General features: G+C 64.8%; 15 protein-coding genes. 9 read left to right on the top strand and 6 right to left on the bottom strand.

Annotated elements, in window-relative coordinates:
- Nucleotides 1-46: 46 nt before the first annotated feature.
- From infB to truB, 3 genes are all read left to right on the top strand, one after another.
- On the top strand, nt 47-2965 hold the full coding sequence (infB, locus tag LGM42_RS05095; RefSeq protein ID WP_059575770.1) for a translation initiation factor IF-2: 2919 nt from the start codon (nt 47-49) through the stop codon (nt 2963-2965).
- A gap of 114 nt (nt 2966-3079) precedes the next feature.
- Nucleotides 3080-3478, top strand: coding sequence for a 30S ribosome-binding factor RbfA (gene rbfA / locus LGM42_RS05100; RefSeq protein WP_006495346.1), 399 nt, complete (start codon nt 3080-3082; stop codon nt 3476-3478).
- Between the two features lie 13 nt (nt 3479-3491).
- On the top strand, nt 3492-4424 hold the full coding sequence (gene truB / locus LGM42_RS05105) for a tRNA pseudouridine(55) synthase TruB (protein ID WP_059575765.1): 933 nt from the start codon (nt 3492-3494) through the stop codon (nt 4422-4424).
- Nucleotides 4425-4532: 108 nt separating this feature from the next.
- On the opposite strand, the gene LGM42_RS05110 is transcribed toward truB, so the two are convergent.
- The 4 genes from LGM42_RS05110 to LGM42_RS05125 form a co-directional block, all read right to left on the bottom strand.
- A complete protein-coding gene (locus tag LGM42_RS05110) occupies nt 4533-6092 on the bottom strand; it encodes a DHA2 family efflux MFS transporter permease subunit (RefSeq protein WP_059575763.1) in 1560 nt (519 codons plus the stop codon).
- 28 nt (nt 6093-6120) lie between these two features.
- Entirely contained in the window at nt 6121-7335 is a 1215-nt protein-coding gene (locus LGM42_RS05115; protein WP_059575761.1) for an HlyD family secretion protein, read from the bottom strand.
- A 52-nt stretch (nt 7336-7387) separates the two neighbouring features.
- Nucleotides 7388-8884 (bottom strand): efflux transporter outer membrane subunit, encoded by a 1497-nt coding sequence (locus LGM42_RS05120; RefSeq protein ID WP_059575759.1) that lies wholly within the window; start codon nt 8882-8884, stop codon nt 7388-7390.
- An 87-nt stretch (nt 8885-8971) separates the two neighbouring features.
- On the bottom strand, nt 8972-9463 hold the full coding sequence (locus LGM42_RS05125; RefSeq protein ID WP_059575757.1) for a MarR family winged helix-turn-helix transcriptional regulator: 492 nt from the start codon (nt 9461-9463) through the stop codon (nt 8972-8974).
- A gap of 329 nt (nt 9464-9792) precedes the next feature.
- Between LGM42_RS05125 and typA the strand changes: the two genes are divergently transcribed.
- From typA to LGM42_RS05155, 6 genes are all read left to right on the top strand, one after another.
- Nucleotides 9793-11619 carry a translational GTPase TypA gene (gene typA / locus LGM42_RS05130; RefSeq protein ID WP_059575756.1) on the top strand — a complete coding sequence of 609 codons (1827 nt, stop codon included), beginning with the start codon at nt 9793-9795 and terminating at the stop codon, nt 11617-11619.
- Between the two features lie 316 nt (nt 11620-11935).
- Complete coding sequence (locus tag LGM42_RS05135; protein WP_059575755.1) at nt 11936-14800, top strand: 2-oxoglutarate dehydrogenase E1 component; 2865 nt, start codon at nt 11936-11938, stop codon at nt 14798-14800.
- A gap of 135 nt (nt 14801-14935) precedes the next feature.
- A complete protein-coding gene (gene odhB, locus LGM42_RS05140; RefSeq protein ID WP_226231723.1) occupies nt 14936-16213 on the top strand; it encodes a 2-oxoglutarate dehydrogenase complex dihydrolipoyllysine-residue succinyltransferase in 1278 nt (425 codons plus the stop codon).
- A gap of 81 nt (nt 16214-16294) precedes the next feature.
- Nucleotides 16295-17725: a dihydrolipoyl dehydrogenase gene (gene lpdA / locus LGM42_RS05145; RefSeq protein ID WP_059575751.1), complete on the top strand. Its 1431-nt coding sequence runs from the start codon at nt 16295-16297 to the stop codon at nt 17723-17725.
- A 98-nt stretch (nt 17726-17823) separates the two neighbouring features.
- A complete protein-coding gene (zapE, locus tag LGM42_RS05150; protein WP_059575749.1) occupies nt 17824-18921 on the top strand; it encodes a cell division protein ZapE in 1098 nt (365 codons plus the stop codon).
- Between the two features lie 148 nt (nt 18922-19069).
- A complete protein-coding gene (locus LGM42_RS05155) occupies nt 19070-19480 on the top strand; it encodes a transposase (RefSeq protein WP_059575747.1) in 411 nt (136 codons plus the stop codon).
- A gap of 110 nt (nt 19481-19590) precedes the next feature.
- Here LGM42_RS05155 and LGM42_RS05160 read toward each other — a convergent pair whose 3' ends face one another.
- Together LGM42_RS05160 and LGM42_RS05165 are read right to left on the bottom strand one after the other, a co-directional pair.
- A complete protein-coding gene (locus LGM42_RS05160) occupies nt 19591-20052 on the bottom strand; it encodes a DUF2147 domain-containing protein (protein ID WP_226231724.1) in 462 nt (153 codons plus the stop codon).
- A gap of 174 nt (nt 20053-20226) precedes the next feature.
- Entirely contained in the window at nt 20227-21912 is a 1686-nt protein-coding gene (locus LGM42_RS05165; RefSeq protein ID WP_060318285.1) for a ShlB/FhaC/HecB family hemolysin secretion/activation protein, read from the bottom strand.
- Between the last annotated feature and the right edge of the window lie 14 nt (nt 21913-21926).

The following is a 21926-nucleotide window of genomic DNA, read 5'->3' on the forward strand; positions in this document are numbered from 1 at the left end:
CCCGATGCTAACCGCAAGGAATCGGTCCTTGCACTAAGAGGAATGAATGGCGAGTAACAACGTAGCCCAATTTGCCGCGGAACTGAAAATGCCTGCTGGTGTGCTGCTCGAACAGCTGCAGGCAGCGGGCGTCCAGAAAGCGAGTGAAGACGATGCGCTGTCCGAAGCGGACAAGGCGCGTCTGCTCGATCATTTGCGCAAGTCGCACGGCGCAACCGACGGCGACAAGCGCAAGATCACGCTGACCCGCAAGCATACGTCGGAGATCAAGCAATCTGACGCGACGGGCAAGGCTCGCACCATTCAGGTCGAGGTTCGCAAGAAGCGTACGTTCGTCAAGCGCGACGACGTGGCCGACGGTGCGGAACAGGGTCAGGCGCAGGTTGCCGAAGCGGACGACGATGCGGAACTGAAGCGTCGCGAGGAAGAAGCGCGCCGCGAGGCCGAACTGCTCGAGAAGCAGGCGCAGGAGCTGCGCGAGCGTCAGGAACGCCTCGAACGCGAGGAAGCCGAGCGTCGCGCCCGCGAGGAAGCGGCCGAGGCCGAGCGCCGTCGCGCCGAGGAAGAAGCGGCGGCGAAGCGTGCAGCGGCGGAAGCCGCCGCGGCGCAGCAGGCGGCAGCCCGGCAGGCCGCCGCGGCCGAGCAGGAAACGGCGCCGACGCAGTCCGCGCAGGACGAAGCGCGTGCAGCCGCTGAACGTGCGGCGCAGCGCGAAGCGGCGAAGAAGGCCGAGGACGCTGCTCGCGAGGCGGCCGACAAGGCGCGCGCCGAGCAGGAAGAGATCAGCAAGCGCCGCGCGGCGGCCGAAGCCGAAGCACGCGCGATCCGCGAAATGATGAACACGCCGCGCAAGGCCGTGGTCAAGGCAGTCGAGCCGCCGAAGCCGGCGGAACCGGCGAAGCCGGCCGAAGCGAAGGGCACGCTGCACAAGCCGGCGAAGCCGGAAGGTGCGCAGGCGCGTCCGGCCGTGAAGAAGCCGGCCGGCGCCGCGGCACCGGCCGCGACGCAGGCGCCGGCAGGCGCGGGCGACCGCAACAAGAAGCCGGGCGCAGGCAAGGGCGGCTGGCAGGACGACGCAGCGAAGCGTCGCGGCATCAAGACGCGCGGCGATTCGAGCGGCGGCGTCGACCGCGGCTGGCGCGGCGGCCCGAAGGGTCGCGGCCGTCACCAGGACAGCGCATCGTCGTTCCAGGCGCCGACCGAACCGATCGTCCGGGAAGTGCACGTGCCGGAAACCGTGTCGGTTGCGGATCTCGCGCACAAGATGTCGATCAAGGCCTCCGAAGTCATCAAGGTGATGATGAAGATGGGCCAGATGGTCACGATCAACCAGGTGCTGGACCAGGAAACGGCGATGATCATCGTCGAGGAGCTGGGCCACCGCGCGGTCGCCGCGAAGCTGGACGATCCGGAAGCGCTGCTCGTCGAGGGCGAAACCGGTACCGATGCGGAGCAACTGCCGCGTCCGCCGGTCGTCACGGTGATGGGTCACGTCGACCACGGCAAGACCTCGCTGCTCGACCACATCCGCCGCGCGAAGGTTGCCGCGGGCGAAGCGGGCGGCATTACGCAGCACATCGGCGCTTACCACGTCGATACGCCGCGTGGCGTCATCACGTTCCTCGATACGCCGGGTCACGAAGCGTTCACGGCAATGCGTGCACGCGGCGCGAAGGCGACCGACATCGTGGTGCTGGTGGTGGCGGCCGACGACGGCGTGATGCCGCAGACGAAGGAAGCCATCGCCCACGCGAAGGCGGGTGGCGTGCCGATCGTCGTCGCGATCAACAAGATCGACAAGCCGGAAGCGAACCCCGATCGCGTCAAGCAGGAGCTGGTCGCGGAAGGCGTCGTGCCGGAAGAATACGGCGGCGATTCGCCGTTCGTGCCGGTGTCGGCCAAGACGGGCGCAGGTATCGACGATCTGCTCGAAAACGTGCTGCTGCAGGCCGAAGTGCTGGAACTGAAGGCACCGGTCGAAGCGCCGGCCAAGGGCATCGTGATCGAAGCGAAGCTCGACAAGGGTAAAGGCCCGGTCGCGACGATCCTCGTGCAGTCCGGTACGCTGAACCGCGGCGATATCGTGCTGGCGGGTACGGCCTACGGCCGCGTCCGTGCGATGCTCGACGAGAACGGCAAGCCGACGAAGGAAGCCGGCCCGTCGATCCCGGTCGAGATCCAGGGTCTGTCGGAAGTGCCGGGCGCGGGCGAGGAAGTGATCGTGCTGCCGGACGAGCGCAAGGCGCGTGAAATCGCGCTGTTCCGTCAGGGCAAGTTCCGCGACGTGAAGCTCGCGAAGCAGCAGGCCGCGAAGCTGGAAAGCATGCTCGAGCAGATGGGCGAAGGCGAAGTGCAGAACCTGCCGCTCATCATCAAGGCAGACGTGCAGGGTTCGCAGGAAGCGCTCGTGCAGTCGTTGCTCAAGCTGTCGACCGACGAAGTGCGCGTGCAGATCGTGCACAGCGCGGTCGGCGGCATCAGCGAAAACGACGTCAACCTCGCGACGGCATCGAAGGCGGTCATCATCGGCTTCAACACGCGTGCGGATGCACAGGCGCGCAAGCTGGCCGAGGCGAACGGCATCGATATCCGCTACTACAACATCATCTACGACGCAGTGGATGAGGTGAAGGCGGCGATGTCGGGCATGCTGGCGCCGGAGAAGCGCGAAGTGGTCACCGGCATGGTCGAGGTGCGCCAGGTCTTCAAGGTACCGAAGGTCGGCACGGTCGCAGGCTGTATGGTCACGGACGGTATCGTCAAGCGCTCGTCGTCGGTGCGCGTGCTGCGCAACAACGTCGTGATCTTCACGGGCGAACTCGAATCGCTGAAGCGCTTCAAGGACGATGTGAAGGAAGTGAAGCAAGGCTTCGAGTGCGGTATGTCGGTGAAGAACTTCAACGACATCATCGAAGGCGACCAGTTCGAAGTCTTCGAAGTGACCGAAGTCGCGCGTACGCTGTAATCGTCGCGTATCGGCTCATGGGCGGGGCAGGCTTGGGCCTGTCCCGCCCATTTTCATGGTGGCGTGCCGAAAATGGCCGCCGCTTCATCCTGATAAACGGATCACGGATCGATCATGTCCAGGAAACGTACTTCCCCCAATCGCAACGTTCAGATCGCCGATCAGATTCAGCGCGATCTGTCCGAACTCATCATGCGCGAGGTCAAAGATCCGCGCATCGGTATCGTGACCATCCAGAGCGTGGAGCTCACGCCGGACTATGCGCACGCGAAGGTCTACTTCACGGCGCTCACCGGCGATCCGGACAAGACGCAGGAGGCGCTGAACCACGCGTCGGGCCACCTGCACAACCTGCTGTTCAAGCGCCTGCACATTCATACGGTGCCGACGCTGCATTTCCATTACGACCAGACGATCGAGAAGGCCGTCGAAATGTCGCGCCTGATCAAGGAAGCGAACTCGACGCGCGCGAAGGACGACGACGAGGCCGATGCGCCTGCCAAGGACGATTGAGCTCGACCGGCCTATGACGAATGCAGCACCCCAACGTCCGCGCGTGCCTCGGCGCGTGCTGGACGGCGTTCTCCTGCTCGACAAGCCGGTCGGCCTGTCGAGCAACGATGCGCTGATTCGCGCAAAGCGCCTGCTTCTCGCGAAGAAAGCCGGTCACACCGGCACGCTCGATCCGCTGGCGTCGGGCCTGCTGCCGCTGTGCTTCGGCGAGGCGACCAAGTTCTCGCAGGATTTGCTCGACGCCGACAAGACCTATGAAGCGACGATGCGTCTCGGCCAGCGCACGGCCACCGGCGACGCGGAAGGCGACGTGATCGACACGCGGCCCGTCGAATGCGATCGTGCGGCGGTGGAAGCCGCGCTCGTGCGCTTCACCGGCGACATCGTGCAGGTGCCGCCGATGTATTCGGCGCTCAAGCGCGACGGCAAGCCGCTGTACGAATATGCGCGGGCCGGCCAGACGGTTGAGCGGGAAGGCCGCAACGTGACGATCCACGCGCTCGAACTGCTTGCCTGCGAGCTGCCCGACGTGACGTTTCGCGTGACCTGCAGCAAGGGCACGTATGTGCGCACGCTGGCGGAGGATATTGGCGAGGCGCTCGGTTGCGGCGCGCATCTGACGATGCTGCGTCGCACGGGCGTCGGCGCGCTGACGCTCGAGCATGCGGTGACGCTGGATGCGCTGTCGGACGCTGCCGAGGCGGCGCGCGATGCCTGGCTGCAGCCGGTCGATGCGTTGCTGTCGACGTTCCCCGCCGTTCGGCTCGACGACGCGTGCGCGAAGCGGTTTCTGCACGGCCAGCGCCTGCCGCTGTCGGCATTGGAGCCGATCGACGCGGCCGAGGGCGAGCGCGTGCGCGTGTACGACGCAACGCGGTTGCTCGGCGTGGCACGCAAGGCGAATGGCGTGCTCGCACCGGAACGGCTCGTCGTGACGGCTCAATGACGCAGCAGCGCGCATGACTGCACGCGGCGGAATAGGAAAAAGCCCGGTCGATTTCGACCGGGCTTTTTGTTTCGCGTGACCGCGCAGTGATGCGCTGCGGGGTAGTGCTCAGTGTGCCGCCGACGCCGCCGCACCGGCATCGCCGCCGCCCGCGCGTTCGGGCTTGGTGATCCAGATCAGCGCGATCAGCAGCACGAAGATCACCGCCGAGATGTAGAACAGGTCGTTCACGCCGAGCTGCGCGGCCTGTTGCGTGGCCATGTTGTTGATGAGCCCGTGCGCCTGGTTCTGCGACAGCCCGAGATTGCCCATCTGCGTGACGGCCTGGTTGAACGTCGGGTTGTACGGGTTCGCCTGCTCGACCAGTTGCGCGTGATGGAAGTTGTTGCGGTGGTCCCACGCGGTCTGGAAGATCGACGTGCCGATGCCGCCGCACATGATCCGCACGAAGTTCGACAGGCCGGACGCCGCGGGAATGCGGTGGCCGGGCAGGCCGGACAACGTGATCGACACGAGCGGGATGAAGAAGCCCGCCATCGCGATACCCTGCACGAGCGTCGGCAGCGTCAGCGACCATTCGTCGACGCCGGTCGTGTAGCGCGAACGCATCCAGAAGCACAGCGCGAACGTCAGGAACGACGCCGTCGAGATGAAGCGTGGATCGGTGCGCGGCAGATACTTCCCGGTGAGTGGCGACAACAGGATGGCGAAGAGCCCGACCGGCGCCATCACGAGGCCGGCGTCGGTCGCGGTATAGCCGATTTGGGTCTGCAGCCACAGCGGTAGCAGCACGAGATTGCCGAAGTACAGGCCGTACCCGATCGACAGCGCGACTGTCCCGCCGGTGAAGTTCCGGATGCGGAACAGCGACAGGTCGACGACCGGGTGCTCGGCGGTCAGCTCCCAGATCACGAAGAACGCGAACGCGATGACGGCGGTCAGCGCGAGCACGATGATGGTCGTCGACGCGAACCAGTCGAGATCCTTGCCCTTGTCGAGCATGATCTGCAGCGAGCCGACCCAGACGACCAGCAGCGCGAGGCCCACGCCGTCGATCGGCGCGCGACGCACGGCCGACTCCCGATTACGATAGATCATCCACGTCGCGGCGGCGGCGGCGACGCCGACCGGGATGTTGACGTAGAAGATCCACGGCCACGAATAGTTGTCCGAGATCCAGCCGCCGAGAATCGGGCCCGCGACGGGTGCGATCAGCGTCGTCATCGCCCATAGCGCGAGCGCCATCGGCGCCTTTGCGCGCGGATAGCTCGACAGCAGGAGCGCCTGCGACAGCGGAATCATCGGGCCCGCGACCGCGCCCTGGAGCACGCGCGACCCGAGCAGGAACGGCAGGTTCGGCGACAGCCCGCACATCCACGACGAGATGACGAACAGGATGATCGACGCGAGGAACAGGCGCACTTGCCCGAAACGGTCGGTCAGCCAGCCGGTCAGCGGCACCGAGATTGCGTTCGCGACTGCGAACGACGTGATGACCCACGTACCCTGGTCGGACGACACGCCGAGGTCGCCCGAGATGGTCGGGATCGCGACGTTCGCGATGGACGTGTCGAGCACGTTCATGAACACCGCGAGCGACACCGCGATCGTGCCGAGTATGAGTTGCCCGCCCTGCAGGGGCGGGTAGGAGGCGGGAGCCTGTGCCATGTCGGTTGCCTTTCCGAAGTCGGAACGGTTACATCATTTTCGCGGCGGTGCTCTGCTTCGCCGCGACCGGCGCCGATGCATTGCCGCCTGCGTTCTCGGCGATGATGCGCGCGATTTCGGCGTCGGCTTCGTCGCCGTATTTCGCGAACACGTTGGTCTCGTAGACGGTGTTCGGCGCGTTGACGAGCTGGTCGCCGCGTTCGTCCTTGATGTTGACGTCGACCTGCATCGACAGGCCGATGCGCAGCGGATGCTTGTCGAGATCCTTCGGGTCGAGCTCGATCCGCACCGGCAGGCGCTGCACGACCTTGATCCAGTTGCCGGTCGCATTCTGCGCCGGCAGCAGCGAGAACGCCGAGCCCGTGCCGGCCGAGAAGCCGACGACCTTGCCGTGGTACGTGACCGACGAGCCGTAGATGTCGGCCGTCATTTCGACCGGCTGGCCGATGCGCATGTGCTTCAACTGGACTTCCTTGAAGTTCGCGTCGACCCACACGGCATTGAGCGGCACCACCGACATCAGCGGGTTGCCGGGCGACACGCGCTGGCCGACCTGCACCGAGCGCTTCGCGACATAGCCGGTGACCGGCGCCGGCAGCACGTTGCGCGCGTTCGCGAGGTAGGCGTCGCGCACCTTCGCGGCGGCGGCCATCACGTTCGGGTGCGATGCGATCGTCGTGTTCGCGGTCAATGCGCGATTCGAGGCGAGTTGCTGCTGCGCGGCATCGACCGATGCCTGCGCGGCCTTCACGGCGTCGCGGGCATGCGAGATTTCTTCCTGCGACACGGCGCCCGTCTGCGCGACGGCCAGGCGGCGGCGCAGGTCGTCCTGGGCCTTTGACAGGTCGGACTGGCGCAGCGCGACTTGCGCGCGGTACTGATCGTCGTTGACGAACAGGCCGCGCACCTGGCGCACGGTCTGCGCGAGGTTGGCTTCCGCCTGCTGCAGCGCGACCTGCGAATCGGCCGGGTCGAGCACGACGAGCGGATCGCCGGCCTTGACCGTTTGCGTGTCGTCCGCCTTCACGGCGATCACGGTGCCGGTGACCTGCGGCGTGATCTGCACGACGTTGCCGTTCACGTATGCATCGTCGGTGTCTTCATGGAAGCGGGCGACGAGGAAGTAATAGAGGCCGTATGCGATGGCCGCGATCACGATGACCGCGACGAGCAGCGTCATCATTCGCTTGCGCTTGCCGTTATTCTGCGGCTGCGCGCTGGCGGCGTTTTGTTGGTCGCTCATGGCGATTTTCTCCGTCCGTTATTTCGAGTGTCTGCGTAGTGGTGGCGCCGGATCAGTTGGCGGCCTGTTTGGTCGGCGCGGCGGCATCGGGTGCGGCGAGCGGCGTGCCGGTCGCGTCGAACCCGCCGCCGAGCGCCTTGATCAGGGCGAGCTGCATGTCGCGCCGGCGCATCTTCAGGTTGGTCACCGTCTGCTCCGAGGCGAGGCGGTTGCTGTCCGCCGTCAGCACCTGCAGTTGCGGCGACAGGCCGGCCTTGTAGCGGATGACCGCGAGATCGTACGCGCGCGTCGACGCGTCGAGCGCACGTTGGGCGTCCCCCATCTGGCGATCGACCGCGCGGATCGACGCGACCTGCGTCGCGACGTCGTTCAGCGCGCTGATCAGCGTCTGGTTGTAGTTCGCGACCGACAGGTCGAAGTCGGCATAGCGGCCCTTGAGCTGGGCGCGCAGCGCGCCGGCATCGAAGATCGGCAGGTGGATCGCCGGCCCGAACTGCGCCTGGCGGCTCGCGAAATTCAGGAATTTGCCCCAGCCGAACGCATCGAAGCCGAAACCGGCCGCGAGGTTCACGTCGGGGAAGAACTCGGCCTTCGCCTCCTTCACGTCGTGCATCGCGGCTTCGACCTGCCAGCGCGCGGCGACGATGTCGGGGCGGCGCGACACGAGGTCGGCCGGCAGGTTGCCGGGCAGCGTGACGTCGCCGCTCGGGTTCATCACGGGCGCCGCGATCTGCAGCCCGCGATCCGGGCCCTTGCCGAGCAGCGCGGCGAGCTGGTAGCGCACCGTCGTGATCTGGCCGTCGAGGTCCGACAGCGAAGCCTGCGTCGTCGCGATGTTGCCGCGGGCCGTCTGGCGCTCGACGTTGGTGTCGAGGCCGGCCGATACGCGGCCGTCGGTGATCTTGCCGACCGTCTCGCGGTTGGTGATCTCGCGCTGCGCGATGTCGCGCAGCGCATAGAGCTGCGCGAGCGAGTTGTAGGTGCGCGCGACCGACGACGCGAGCGTGATGCGCGCCTGTTGCAGGTCGGCTTCGGCGGCCTTTTCCTGCGATACGGCCGTGTGCAGGCGTTCGCGGTTCTTGCCCCACAGGTCGAGCTCCCACGAGGCGCTCGCGAGCGCGTTGTTCTCGCTGTACCACTGGCCGCCGTACGGGGGCGGGAACAGCGCGTTCGACGAGTACAGCTCGCGCGTCCACGAATAGCTGGCTTCGGCCTTCGGCATCAGGTTCGAGCGCGACGACTCGATGTACGACGAAGCCTTCGCGATGCGCGCCTGCGCCTGCGCGATCGACGGGTTGCCCTGCAACGCTTCGTCGATCAGCTTCGGCAACTGCGGATCGCCGAACTGGCTGGCCCAGTCGAGCGCGGGCCACTGGCCGCCCTGGGCCGGCAGGCTCTGGGCGGATTCGAATTGCGACGCGGGGGCGATCTGCTTGTCGCTCTTGATGCCGATGTAATTCGCGCAGCCCGCGAGCGCCAGGGCGGCGACCGCGGCGGCGACGGCGGCGCGGCACGACCCGGCGCGCACGGACAACGGGGAGGATTTCATCGCGCTAACCCCTGACTCGGAATGAATGATGGACACTGCAAGGATTTCCTTACATTAATCTGTCAAAAGTAATTGTTATGGCAACTATTACGTGACGCTACCGCCGGCCGTCTCGCAATAGTTGCTGAGAATGCGGCGCAGCATGCTCTTCAGGAACCCGACTTCTTCTGGCGTAAACCCGTCCAGCACCTGGTCGAGCACGCTGCGGAAAATGGGCGGCAGCCGTTCGGCCAGCGCGCGGCCTTCGTCGGTGAGCTCGAGGCGCACGACGCGACGATCCTCGATGCTGCGCACACGCGACAGCAGGCCGCGTTTCTCGACCCGGTCGAGCAGGCGCGTGACCGCGCTGGCGTCGATCCCGTATTCGCGCGCGAGTTCGGCGGCCGTCGAGCACTTGCCGACCGCGATCATGAACAGCATGCTCGCCTGCGTGCCCGTGATGCCGAGTTCTTCCTGCGTGCGCTGCGTGACGAGGTTGGTCATCACCGACTTCACGCGGGACATCAGATAACCGACGCTATCGTTCATCTGATACGTAGACAGCGGCGAAACGGGCGGTGGGGTAGAAGAATCCGACATAAAACCCTGAAGCTGCAATAGTTGACTAGGCAGCAGTATAGGCACAATTGCTTGCCGCGGCAAATGTTAATCGAACGGCAAAACGCGTGCTGTGTCCCGCGAGAGTCCCTTGTCCGGGTAAGGTTTCTTCGCCGCACGGTGCCGGTGCGCCGGACCTTTGAGCAGTTCGGTAGCGCCGCGCGGCGCTACCGTTTTGCTGCATTGCAACGGGCGGATCGGCTCTCGACACGCGCACGTGCTATAATTTGAGGCTTTCCAAGCTGCAACGCGCGCGCCCGTGAAAAACACGAGCGCGCGCGTTTGCGCGTTCAAACGATTTCCAGGTTTCTATGACTCGCGCCCTTCGCAATATCGCCATCATCGCCCACGTCGACCACGGCAAGACCACGCTCGTCGACCAACTGCTCCGCCAGTCCGGCACCTTCCGCGAGAACCAGCAGATTGCGGAGCGGGTGATGGACTCGAACGACATCGAAAAAGAGCGCGGGATCACGATTCTCGCGAAGAACTGCGCGGTCGAGTACGAAGGCACGCACATCAACATCGTCGACACGCCGGGGCACGCGGACTTCGGCGGCGAAGTCGAGCGCGTGCTGTCGATGGTCGACTCGGTGCTGCTGCTCGTCGACGCGGTCGAAGGCCCGATGCCGCAGACGCGCTTCGTCACGAAGAAGGCGCTCGCGCTCGGCCTGAAGCCGATCGTCGTCGTCAACAAGATCGATCGTCCGGGCGCGCGGATCGACTGGGTGATCAACCAGACCTTCGACCTGTTCGACAAGCTCGGCGCGACCGAAGAGCAGCTCGACTTCCCGATCGTCTACGCGTCGGGCCTGAACGGCTATGCGTCGCTCGATCCGGCCACGCGCGAAGGCGACATGCGCCCGCTGTTCGAAGCGATCCTCGCGCACGTGCCGGTTCGCCCGGCCGATCCGGAAGCCCCGCTGCAGCTCCAGATCACGTCGCTCGACTATTCGACGTACGTCGGCCGGATCGGCGTCGGCCGCATCACGCGCGGCCGCATCAAGCCGGGCCAGCCGGTCGTGATGCGCTTCGGCCCGGAAGGCGAGGTGCTGAACCGCAAGATCAACCAGGTGCTGTCGTTCAAGGGCCTGGAGCGCGTGCAGGTCGAGTCGGCCGAAGCGGGCGACATCGTGCTGATCAACGGCATTGAAGACGTCGGCATCGGCGCGACGATCTGCGCGGTCGACACGCCGGAAGCGCTGCCGATGATCACCGTCGACGAGCCGACGCTGACGATGAACTTCCTCGTCAACTCGTCGCCGCTCGCCGGCCGCGAAGGCAAGTTCGTGACGAGCCGCCAGATCCGCGACCGCCTGATGAAGGAACTGAACCACAACGTCGCGCTGCGCGTGAAGGATACCGGCGACGAAACGGTGTTCGAAGTGTCGGGCCGCGGCGAGCTCCATCTGACGATTCTCGTCGAAAACATGCGTCGCGAAGGCTACGAGCTGGCCGTGTCGCGTCCGCGCGTGGTGATGCAGGAGATCGACGGCGTGCGGCACGAGCCGTACGAGCTGCTGACGGTCGACGTCGAAGACGAACACCAGGGCGGCGTGATGGAAGAGCTTGGCCGCCGCAAGGGCGAAATGCTGGACATGGCGTCGGACGGCCGCGGCCGTACGCGTCTGGAATACAAGATCTCGGCACGCGGCCTGATCGGCTTCCAGAGCGAATTCCTGACGCTCACGCGCGGCACGGGCCTGATGAGCCACATCTTCGACTCGTACGCGCCGGTCAAGGAAGGCTCGGTGTTCGAGCGCCGCAACGGCGTGCTGATCTCGCAGGACGACGGCGCAGCGGTCGCCTACGCACTGTGGAAGCTGCAGGATCGCGGCCGCATGTTCGTGAAGCCGGGCGACGCGCTGTATGAGGGCATGATCATCGGCATCCACAGCCGCGACAACGACCTCGTCGTGAACCCGATCAAGGGCAAGCAGCTGACCAACGTGCGTGCGTCGGGTACCGACGAAGCCGTGCGTCTCGTGCCGCCGGTCCAGATGTCGCTGGAATACGCGGTCGAATTCATCGACGACGACGAACTCGTCGAAGTGACGCCGCAGTCGATCCGCCTGCGCAAGCGCTTCCTGAAGGAGCACGAGCGTCGCCGCGCGAGCCGCGAAGGCGCGGTCGACTGAGCATCGACCGTTCCCGAGCACGACGAAAAGGCTGCCTTCGGGCAGCCTTTTTCGCATCCGCGCATCGTTGAGCCGGGTTGCCTGCAAAACACTGTTCCCGCGGGCCGCCGCAATCCGGCAAAACCCCGTCGCGCGGTGCTTTCACGCACATTTCGCCGCGAACTCCGGTATCGGTTCTGTGATATGCTGCGCGCACGCAAGTTTTAGGTCCTTCCAAGCAAGACTTGATTCGCAATCCGCTAAACGGTCAGGCCGTGTCGCGGAAGGTTGAGTAACCCGCTATTTCTCGAGAAGCTCGAAGAAAGGTGAGCGTAAAATGTCAGATGTAATGAAGCAGTTTCAGCTGAACTCTTATCTGTTCGGCGGCAATGCTTCGTACGTTGAAGAACTGTACGATGCATACCTCAACAATCCGGCGTCGGTGCCGGAGAACTGGCGAGAGTATTTCGACGCGCTGCAGAACGTGCCTGCAACGGACGGCTCGAACGCCAATGACGTCGCTCACTTCCCGATCGTCGAATCGTTCGCCGAGCGTGCGAAGGCCAATGCCTTCATCCCGCGCGAAAGCACCAGCAACCTCGCGACCGCACGCAAGCAGGTGCACGTCCAGTCGCTGATCAGCGCCTACCGCTTCCTCGGCTCGCAATGGGCCAATCTCGATCCGCTGAAGCGCCGCGAACGTCCCGCCATCCCCGAGCTCGAACCGGCTTTCTACGACTTCTCCGAGGGCGATCTCGACCAGACGTACAGCGCAAGCAACCTGTACTTCGGTTTCGACCAGGCCTCGCTGCGCGACATCGTCAAGGGTCTGCGCGACACGTACTGCGGCACGATCGGCGCCGAGTACATGTACATCAGCGATCCGGAACAGAAGCGCTGGTGGCAGGAGCGCCTGGAGTCGACCCGCGCGACGCCGTCGTTCTCGGCCGACAAGAAGAAGCACATCCTGAATCGCCTGACGGCCGCCGAAGGCCTCGAGCGCTACCTGCACACCAAGTACGTCGGCCAGAAGCGCTTCTCGCTCGAAGGCGGCGAAAGCTTCATCGCGGCGATGGACGAAGTCGTCCAGCACGCGGGCAAGAGCGGCGTGCAGGAAATCATCATCGGCATGGCGCACCGCGGCCGTCTGAACGTGCTCGTCAACACGCTGGGCAAGATGCCGGCCGACCTGTTCGCCGAATTCGAAGGCAAGCACGTCGACGACCTGCCGGCCGGCGACGTGAAGTACCACAAGGGCTTCTCGTCGGACGTGTCGACGGAAGGCGGCCCGGTCCACCTGTCGCTCGCGTTCAACCCGTCGCACCTCGAAATCGTGAACCCGGTGGTCGAAGGTTCCGCGAAGGCGCGGATGGACCGCCGCGGCGACGAGGACGGCCTGCAAGTGCTGCCGGTGCAGATCCACGGTGACGCGGCCTTCGCCGGCCAGGGCGTCGTGATGGAAACGCTGAACCTCGCGCAGACGCGCGGTTACGGCACGCACGGCACGCTGCACATCGTCATCAACAACCAGATCGGCTTCACGACGTCCGACCCGCGCGACGCGCGCTCGACGCTGTACTGTACCGACGTCGTCAAGATGATCGAAGCGCCGGTGCTGCACGTGAACGGCGACGATCCGGAAGCCGTCGTGCTCGCGATCCAGATCGCGATCGACTACCGGATGCAGTTCCACAAGGATGTCGTGATCGACATCGTCTGCTTCCGCAAGCTGGGTCACAACGAGCAGGACACGCCGGCCGTCACGCAGCCGCTGATGTACAAGAAGATCGCGCAGCACCCGGGCACCCGTGCGCTGTACGCCGAGAAGCTCGTGCAGCAGGGCGTGATCACCGCCGAAGACGCCGACAACTACGTGAAGGCGTACCGCAAGGCGATGGACGACGGCCACCATACCGTCGACCCGGTCCTGTCGAACTACAAGAGCAAGTACGCGGTCGACTGGGTGCCGTTCCTGAACCGCAAGTGGACGGACGCAGCCGATACGGCCGTGCCGCTCGCCGAACTGAAGCGCCTGGGCGAACGCATCACGACGGTCCCGGAAAACTTCAAGGTTCACCCGCTCGTCGAGCGCGTGATCAACGACCGCCGCAACATGGCGCGCGGCGACCAGCCGCTCGACTGGGGCATGGCCGAGCATCTCGCGTTCGCGTCGCTCGTCGCATCGGGCTACTCGGTGCGCCTGACGGGCCAGGACTCGGGCCGCGGCACGTTCACGCACCGTCACGCGGTGCTGCACGACCAGAACCGCGAGCGCTGGAACGACGGCACGTACGTGCCGCTGCAGAACATCGCCGAAGGCCAGGCGAAGTTCACGGTGATCGACTCGGTGCTGTCGGAAGAAGCGGTGCTGGGCTTCGAATACGGTTACTCGACCGCCGAGCCGAACACGCTCGTGCTGTGGGAAGCGCAGTTCGGCGACTTCGTCAACGGCGCGCAGGTCGTGATCGACCAGTTCATCTCGTCGGGCGAAGTGAAGTGGGGCCGCGTGTCGGGTCTCACGATGCTGCTGCCGCACGGCTACGAAGGCCAGGGTCCGGAACACTCGTCCACGCGTATCGAGCGTTTCCTGCAGCTGTGTGCCGATCACAACATGCAGGTCGTCCAGCCGACGACGCCGGCGCAGATTTTCCATCTGCTGCGCCGCCAGATGATCCGCCTGTTCCGCAAGCCGCTGATCGTCGCGACGCCGAAGTCGCTGCTGCGCCACAAGGAAGCGGTGTCGGACCTGTCGGAACTCGCGAAGGGCTCGTTCCAGCCGGTGCTGGGCGAAATCGACGGCGGCATCGACGCGAAGAAGGTCAAGCGCGTGCTGGTGTGCTCGGGCCGCGTGTACTACGACCTCGTCGCGCACCGCCGCGAAGCGAAGGCGAACGACGTCGCGATCATCCGTATCGAGCAGCTGTATCCGTTCGCGCACAAGCAGTTCGAAGCCGAAATGAAGAAGTACGAGAACGCGACTGAAGTGGTCTGGGTGCAGGACGAGCCGCAGAACCAGGGCCCCTGGTTCTACGTCGAGCACCACCTGAAGGAAGGCATGAAGGAAGGGCAGAAGCTGGCGTACAGCGGACGTCCGGCTTCGGCCTCGCCGGCGGTTGGCTACTACGCGAAGCACTACGAGCAGCAGAAGGCCCTGATCGAAGGTGCATTCGGCCGCCTGAAGAGCGCATCGATCGCGAAATAACCGACGTCAAGCGAAACGGGAAGGCGCACGGCGCTTTCCCGTTCCTTTTGGCCCGCCGGCGCGTGGCGCGCCGCACCGGCCGAAGGAATCGCACGAACCTCGTCATACCCCAGATTAAGCATCCAGGAAAATCACATGGCTATCGTAGAAGTCAAAGTCCCCCAGCTGTCGGAGTCGGTGTCGGAAGCCACCATGCTGCAGTGGAAGAAAAAGCCGGGCGAAGCAGTCGCGCAGGACGAAATCCTGATCGAACTCGAGACCGACAAGGTCGTCCTCGAAGTGCCGGCGCCGGCGGCGGGCGTGCTCGCGCAAGTGCTGCAGAACGACGGTGACACGGTGGTCGCCGATCAGGTGATCGCGACGATCGACACCGAAGCGAAGGCAGGTGCCGCCGAAGCCGCGGCAGGCGCCGCCGAAGTCAAGCCGGCGGCCGCGCCCGCCGCGGCCGCACCGGCTGCGCAACCGGCCGCCGCTACCGCATCGAGCTCGGCGGCTGCGTCGCCGGCCGCGGCCAAGCTGCTGGCCGAGAAGGGCCTGTCGACGGGCGACGTCGCGGGTTCGGGCCGCGACGGCCGCGTCACGAAGGGCGACGCGCTGGCGGCAGGCAGCGCACCGAAGGCTGCTCCGGCCGCCGCACCGGCGAAGACCGCCGCCACGAAGCCGTCGCTGCCGGAAGTGAAGGTGCCGGCGTCGGCAGCGACCTGGCTGAACGACCGTCCGGAACAGCGCGTGCCGATGTCGCGCCTGCGTGCGCGTATCGCCGAGCGTTTGCTCGAGTCGCAGCAGACCAACGCGATCCTGACGACGTTCAACGAAGTGAACATGGCTCCGGTCATGGAGCTGCGTAACAAGTACAAGGACAAGTTCGAGAAGGAACATGGCGTGAAGCTCGGCTTCATGTCGTTCTTCGTGAAGGCGGCCGTCCATGCACTGAAGAAGTTCCCGCTGGTGAACGCGTCGATCGACGGCAACGACATCGTCTACCACGGCTACTTCGACATCGGTATCGCGGTCGGTTCGCCGCGCGGCCTGGTCGTGCCGATCCTGCGCAACGCGGATCAGTTGAGCCTCGCCGAGATCGAGAAGAAGATCGCCGAATTCGGCCAGAAGGCGAAGGACGGCAAGCTGTCGATCGAGGAAATGACGGGCGGTACGTTCTCGATCTCGAACGGCGGTGTGTTCGGCTCGATGCTGTCGACCCCGATCATCAACCCGCCGCAGTCGGCCATCCTCGGCGTGCACGCGACGAAGGAGCGCCCGGTCGTCGAAAACGGCCAGATCGTGATCCGCCCGATCAACTACCTCGCGCTGTCGTACGACCACCGCATCATCGACGGCCGCGAAGCCGTGCTGTCGCTCGTCGCGATGAAGGACGCGCTGGAAGATCCGGCACGCCTGCTGCTCGACCTGTAAGCCGAGTCTCACTGCATCGACCCGTTCTGCACGTTCGCGCCCACGCGCGAACGTGCAGGCGTACAAGTAGAAAGGATTGTCATGTCCAAGGAATTTGACGTCGTCGTGATCGGCGCCGGCCCTGGCGGCTACATCGCCGCGATTCGCGCCGCGCAGCTCGGCAAGACCGTTGCCTGTATCGAGAAGTGGAAGAACCCGGCCGGCGCGCTGAAGCTCGGCGGCACCTGCCTGAACGTCGGCTGCATCCCGTCGAAGGCGCTGCTGGCTTCGTCGGAAGAGTTCGAGAACACGTCGCATCACCTGGCCGACCACGGCATCACCGTCGACGGCGTGAAGATCGACGTCGCGAAGATGCTCGGCCGCAAGGATGCGATCGTCGAGAAGATGACGAGCGGGATCGAGTTCCTGTTCAAGAAGAACAAGATCACCTGGCTGAAGGGCCATGGCAAGTTCACCGGCAAGACCGATGCCGGCGTGCAGATCGAAGTGAGCGGCGAGGGCGAAGCCGAAGTCGTCACCGCGAAGAACGTGATCATCGCGACGGGCTCGAAGGCGCGTCATCTGCCGGGCATTCCGGTCGACAACAAGATCGTGTCGGACAACGAAGGCGCGTTGACGTTCGACTCGGTGCCGAAGAAGCTCGCCGTGATCGGCGCAGGCGTGATCGGCCTCGAGCTCGGCTCGGTGTGGCGCCGCCTGGGCGCCGAAGTGACGGTGCTCGAAGCGCTGCCGGCATTCCTCGGCGCAGCCGACGAAGCGCTCGCGAAGGAAGCGGCCAAGCTGTTCAAGAAGCAGGGCCTCGACATCCATCTCGGCGTTAAGATCGGTGACGTGAAGACGACCGCGAACGGTGTGTCGATCGCCTACACGGACAAGGACGGCAATGCGCAGACGCTCGACGCCGACCGCCTGATCGTGTCGGTCGGCCGCGTGCCGAACACCGACAACCTCGGCCTCGAGGCCATCGGCCTGAAGGCGAACGAGCGCGGCTTCATCGATGTGGACGACCACTGCCGTACGGCCGTGCCGAACGTCTACGCGATCGGCGACGTGGTGCGCGGCCCGATGCTCGCGCACAAGGCGGAAGACGAAGGCGTGCTGGTCGCGGAAGTGATCGACGGCCAGAAGCCGCACATCGACTACAACTGCATTCCGTGGGTGATCTACACGTACCCGGAAATCGCATGGGTCGGCAAGACGGAGCAGCAACTGAAGGCGGAAGGCCGCGAGATCAAGACGGGCAAGTTCCCGTTCTCGATCAACGGCCGCGCGCTCGGCATGAACGCGCCGGACGGCTTCGTGAAGATGATCGCGGATGCGAAGACCGACGAACTGCTCGGCGTGCACGTGATCGCCGCGAACGCGTCGGACCTGATCGCGGAAGCCGTGGTGGCGATGGAATTCAAGGCGGCGTCGGAAGACATCGCCCGCATCTGCCATCCGCACCCGTCGATGTCGGAAGTGATGCGCGAAGCGGCGCTCGCCGTCGACAAGCGCTCGCTGAACAGCTGAGCACGGCGTAGCGCCTGCCGGCCGTCGGCCGGCGCAGCCGTCTCATGACGAAGGCGGGCGGGGTTTCCCGCTCGCCTTCGTTCTTTCCGGTTTGCCCGATGAACGTCACCGAATACTACACGCGCGAGCTGACCACGCGCGGCTATCAGTCCGATCCCGCTCAGCGCGCGGCCGTCGATCGCCTGCAGCGCTGTTTCGACGAATGGGTCGAGTACAAGGCGCGCCGCTCGAACGCGTTCAAGAAGCTGATCAATCATCCGGATCTCCCGCGCGGCGTCTACATGTGGGGCGGTGTCGGCCGCGGCAAAAGCTTCCTGATGGACAGCTTCTACGCGGTGGTGCCCGTGCAGCGCAAGACGCGCCTGCATTTCCACGAATTCATGCGCGAAGTGCACCGCGAGCTCGAGGAGTTGAAAGGGCAGGCCGATCCGCTCGACGAACTCGCACGACGCATCGCGAAGCGCTATCGGCTGATCTGCTTCGACGAGTTCCACGTATCGGACATCGCCGACGCGATGATCCTGTACCGGCTGCTCGATCGCCTGTTCAACAACGGCGTGCAGTTCGTGATGACGTCCAATTACGATCCCGACGACCTGTATCCGGACGGCCTGCATCGCGACCGCATGCTGCCGGCGATCGCGCTGATCAAGGAGAAGCTCGACGTGCTCAACGTCGATGCGGGCGTCGACTATCGCCAGCGCACGCTCGCGCAGGTGAAGATGTATCACACGCCGCTCGGCGCGGACGCCGATCGCGAATTGCGCCATGCATTCGGCAAGCTCGCGGCCGTGCCCGACGAGAGCCCGATCCTGCATATCGAGAAGCGTGAGCTCAAGGCGCTGCGCAAGGCGGACGGTGTCGTGTGGTTCGATTTCGCGACGTTGTGCGGCGGCCCGCGTTCGCAGAACGATTACCTCGAACTGGCGAGCCGCTTCCATGCGATCGTGCTGTCCGAGGTGCCGCAGATGTCGCCGCGGATGGCGTCCGAAGCGCGCCGCTTCACGTGGCTCATCGACGTGCTGTACGATCACAAGGTCAAGCTGCTGATGTCCGCGGCGGTGCCGGCCGAGGCGTTGTACGTCGAAGGCCCGATGGCCAACGAATTCGCGCGTACGGTCTCGCGCATCGTCGAGATGCAGTCGAAGGAGTATCTCGAAACGCCGCGCCGTATCGTCGATACGTCGTTGACCTGAACCGGTTGCCGGTCGGGAAAGTGGCGGGGTTTAAACATCAATTTCGGTTAAATTTCGTCAATCTTCGGGTATTTTCGGATTTGTCTTATATTCATCGTTGAGGTGAGCCGATATTGTGGTGTCATGGTTATTAAGGCTGGAGATGTCCATGACACCGTATCGCGATTTGACCGACCACGAATGGCGCTGCGTCGCGCCGCTTCTGCCCGAAATGCAGCCGCGCACCGAGTTGCGCGGCCGGCCGTTAGCCAATACGCGCGCCGTGCTGAACGGTGTGCTGTGGGTGATCTACAGCGGCGCAACGTGGTCGGCCATGCCGCGCCGTTACCCGTCGTATCAAACATGTCATCGCCGCTTCAAGGTATGGCACGAAACGGGCACGTTGATGAACGTGATGCGCGAGCTCTATGGCGACGCCGGCATGAATCTTTGCAATGAACTGTCCGCGCGGATGCGCAAGCACACGCAATCGAAGGCGGCGCAGGCGCGCAGCAACGCGGCGCCCGCATATCGCGCACCGGGCAGCTATGCACCGGATGCGATGAAGCACGCAGCGTGATGGCCATCGGTTTCCGTTGTGCGCGCACCAAAAGCAATCGGCCTGGCGACGTCGTCGCAGGCCGATTTTTTATTGAGCCGTGCTAATCGCGCGTTCGGGCGCGTACCGCGTTATTGCTGGCGAACCCAGGTTTGTGACCGGCCCAGCAGCGACACGCCGATGTAGCCGCGCACCACGAGCTTCTGGCCGCCGTCTTCAAGCGTCATCTTGCACTTGTAGACCTTGCCGTTCTCCGGGTCGAGGATGTTGCCGCCGTCCCAGTGGTCGCCGTCCTTCTTCATCGCCTTGATGATCGTCATGCCCTTGATGAGCTGATCCTTGCGCTCGTCCGTGCACGCGGTGCAGCGACGATCGGGTGTATCGTTCGCGCCGAGTCCCTTGACGACCTTGCCCGTCAGCGAGCCGTCGCCGTCCTCGGCAATCTGTACCAGTGCCTTCGGTTGATGGGTGTTGTCGTCGATCGTCTGCCACATGCCGATCGGGCTGTCGGCCTGCGCGAACGTGGGCGCTGCGCACGCGAGCAGGGCGCCGGCGATGGCGATTGCACGCAATGGGCGGTTCAGTTGAATCATTGTCTTCCTCCTTGTTTTGCATGTCTGTTCGATTCGCTCGCACGACCGTCTGCATGGGGCGGGCATGTTGCGAGCTTCGCCAGAATACGTGAAACAGCACGCCACGTTTGATAGAGGGGACTCTAATCGAAACCGCCGGCATGGCGCCGGCCGTTTCGTGGCTTGGGTGACCGATCAGTTGAGCTGATACGAGAACGCGGCGTTGATGCGCGGGCTGCGTGACGCGCTTTCGACCGGCGCATCGCCCACCGGTTTGGCGACGTTCAGATCGAGGCTGTAGTAGCGGCTGTCCGTGAGTCGCACGCCGACGGCGACCGACGACATGCGGTTCGGCGATGGCGTGCCCGCGTGCAGATACACGCGGGCCATGTCGTACGCGATGTACGGCGTGATCGATTTCAGATACGTCCAGCCCGGCGTGAAGCCGCGGTTGACCTCCAGCGACATCCCCCAGCCCGAGTCGCCCGACGTTTCGCCCGGCTGGTAACCGAGCGCGTAACGGGTCGAGCCGAACGAGATCTGTTCGGACGTCGGCAGCGAGTCGGGACTGTATTGCCCGGTCAGCGAAACCGACGTGCCGATCCGGAACGGCCATTCGTTCGTCTGCGTGAAGGTCGCACCGGTGCGAACGAAAGTCAGCGAGATCGGGCTGTCCACCGAGGTCGTCGTCGTGCCGACGGTAATGTCCTGCGCTTTCGATGCGCCGAGGATATTGAAGCCCTTCGCGACGTTGACGCTCAGCTTCTGCACCTGTTTCGGCTGGACACTCGTGTAGTCGAGCTGCATCTGCAGCACGCGGACTTGCGAGCGCGTGTCGATGCTGTTGCCGTTGATCTTGCTCTGGTAACGATCTTCGTTGTGCGACGCATAGCCAGACACGGTGCCGAGCAGGCTGCGCTGGTTGTTCAGCAAGATCGGATAGGATGCCGAAAGACCGAGTTTCTCGTTCTTGACCGTGCGCTCGACTGACGACGGCAGGCCGGGGTTGTCGGTCGGCTTGCCGCGATACGTGCTCGCATCGAGGCGCGTGATCAGGCCGCTGCTGCCGACCGGCAGCGCGCCGCTGAACGCGAAGTAGGTCTGCTTGTCGCGTCCCGGCGGTGCGAGCGCCGAGATGCTCAACTGCTCGCCGAACCGCGTAAGGCCGTTTTCGGTCGCGGTGATGAGGCCCTGGACGCCCGGGTGGTTGAAGTCGACCCCCGTGCTGACGTTGAATGGCTTGCGATCGACTGCGAGCTCGAGCGTCGTCGCGCCGTCGGTGGTTTGAGGCGGCGGGACGTTCGCTTTCACCGTGAGGCCGGGCAGCAGGCCGAACGTGTTCACGTAGCGCTCGAACGTCGCCCGGCGCAGCGGACGATCGGCCGTGATGTTCGCGGCAATCGCGCGAATCTTCGGTTCCATCGCGCCGGGTTTGCCGGTGACCTTGACGTCCGACACATAGCCTTCGACCACCGTGATGCGCACGACGCCGTTCTCGAACGTCTGCGCGGGAACGAACGCGAACGACAGCGCGTAGCCGCGTTCCTGATACAGCTTCGTCACGCCGTTGGCGGTTTCGATCAGCTCGCCGATCGTGATGTCCTTGCCGACGAGCGGCGTGAAGCGGCGCGTGATTTCCTCGAACGGTATCGACTTCACGCCTTCGACCTGGAACGTCTTCGGCGTCAGGTGCCGCGACAGCAGCTCCTGCAATTGCGGGGCCTGCGGCGCGACCTGAACGGTGACGTTCGGGCCCGTCTTCGGTGCGTTGATCTGGGGGAGGGAGTCGAGCGGGTTACCGCCGACGCGCGTTTGTGCCTGTGCCGTGCCTGCTGCCGCGATGGCGAGCAGCATCATCCATCTGTCGAGTCTGGATTTCATTGTTCTTCCTCGTA

It is taken from the genome of Burkholderia sp. AU39826 (assembly GCF_020419965.1).
GTDB classification, from domain to species: domain Bacteria; phylum Pseudomonadota; class Gammaproteobacteria; order Burkholderiales; family Burkholderiaceae; genus Burkholderia; species Burkholderia semiarida.

Excerpts from the sequence above, each read along its gene's own strand:
- infB (WP_059575770.1), top strand. The coding sequence starts at position 47 with ATGGCGAGTAACAACGTAGCCCAATTTGCCGCGGAACTGAAAATGCCT.
- rbfA (WP_006495346.1), top strand. The coding sequence starts at position 3,080 with ATGTCCAGGAAACGTACTTCCCCCAATCGCAACGTTCAGATCGCCGAT.
- truB (WP_059575765.1), top strand. The coding sequence starts at position 3,492 with ATGACGAATGCAGCACCCCAACGTCCGCGCGTGCCTCGGCGCGTGCTG.
- LGM42_RS05110 (WP_059575763.1), bottom strand. The coding sequence starts at position 6,092 with ATGGCACAGGCTCCCGCCTCCTACCCGCCCCTGCAGGGCGGGCAACTC.
- LGM42_RS05115 (WP_059575761.1), bottom strand. The coding sequence starts at position 7,335 with ATGAGCGACCAACAAAACGCCGCCAGCGCGCAGCCGCAGAATAACGGC.
- LGM42_RS05120 (WP_059575759.1), bottom strand. The coding sequence starts at position 8,884 with ATGAAATCCTCCCCGTTGTCCGTGCGCGCCGGGTCGTGCCGCGCCGCC.
- LGM42_RS05125 (WP_059575757.1), bottom strand. The coding sequence starts at position 9,463 with ATGTCGGATTCTTCTACCCCACCGCCCGTTTCGCCGCTGTCTACGTAT.
- typA (WP_059575756.1), top strand. The coding sequence starts at position 9,793 with ATGACTCGCGCCCTTCGCAATATCGCCATCATCGCCCACGTCGACCAC.
- LGM42_RS05135 (WP_059575755.1), top strand. The coding sequence starts at position 11,936 with ATGTCAGATGTAATGAAGCAGTTTCAGCTGAACTCTTATCTGTTCGGC.
- odhB (WP_226231723.1), top strand. The coding sequence starts at position 14,936 with ATGGCTATCGTAGAAGTCAAAGTCCCCCAGCTGTCGGAGTCGGTGTCG.
- lpdA (WP_059575751.1), top strand. The coding sequence starts at position 16,295 with ATGTCCAAGGAATTTGACGTCGTCGTGATCGGCGCCGGCCCTGGCGGC.
- zapE (WP_059575749.1), top strand. The coding sequence starts at position 17,824 with ATGAACGTCACCGAATACTACACGCGCGAGCTGACCACGCGCGGCTAT.
- LGM42_RS05155 (WP_059575747.1), top strand. The coding sequence starts at position 19,070 with ATGACACCGTATCGCGATTTGACCGACCACGAATGGCGCTGCGTCGCG.
- LGM42_RS05160 (WP_226231724.1), bottom strand. The coding sequence starts at position 20,052 with ATGATTCAACTGAACCGCCCATTGCGTGCAATCGCCATCGCCGGCGCC.
- LGM42_RS05165 (WP_060318285.1), bottom strand. The coding sequence starts at position 21,912 with ATGAAATCCAGACTCGACAGATGGATGATGCTGCTCGCCATCGCGGCA.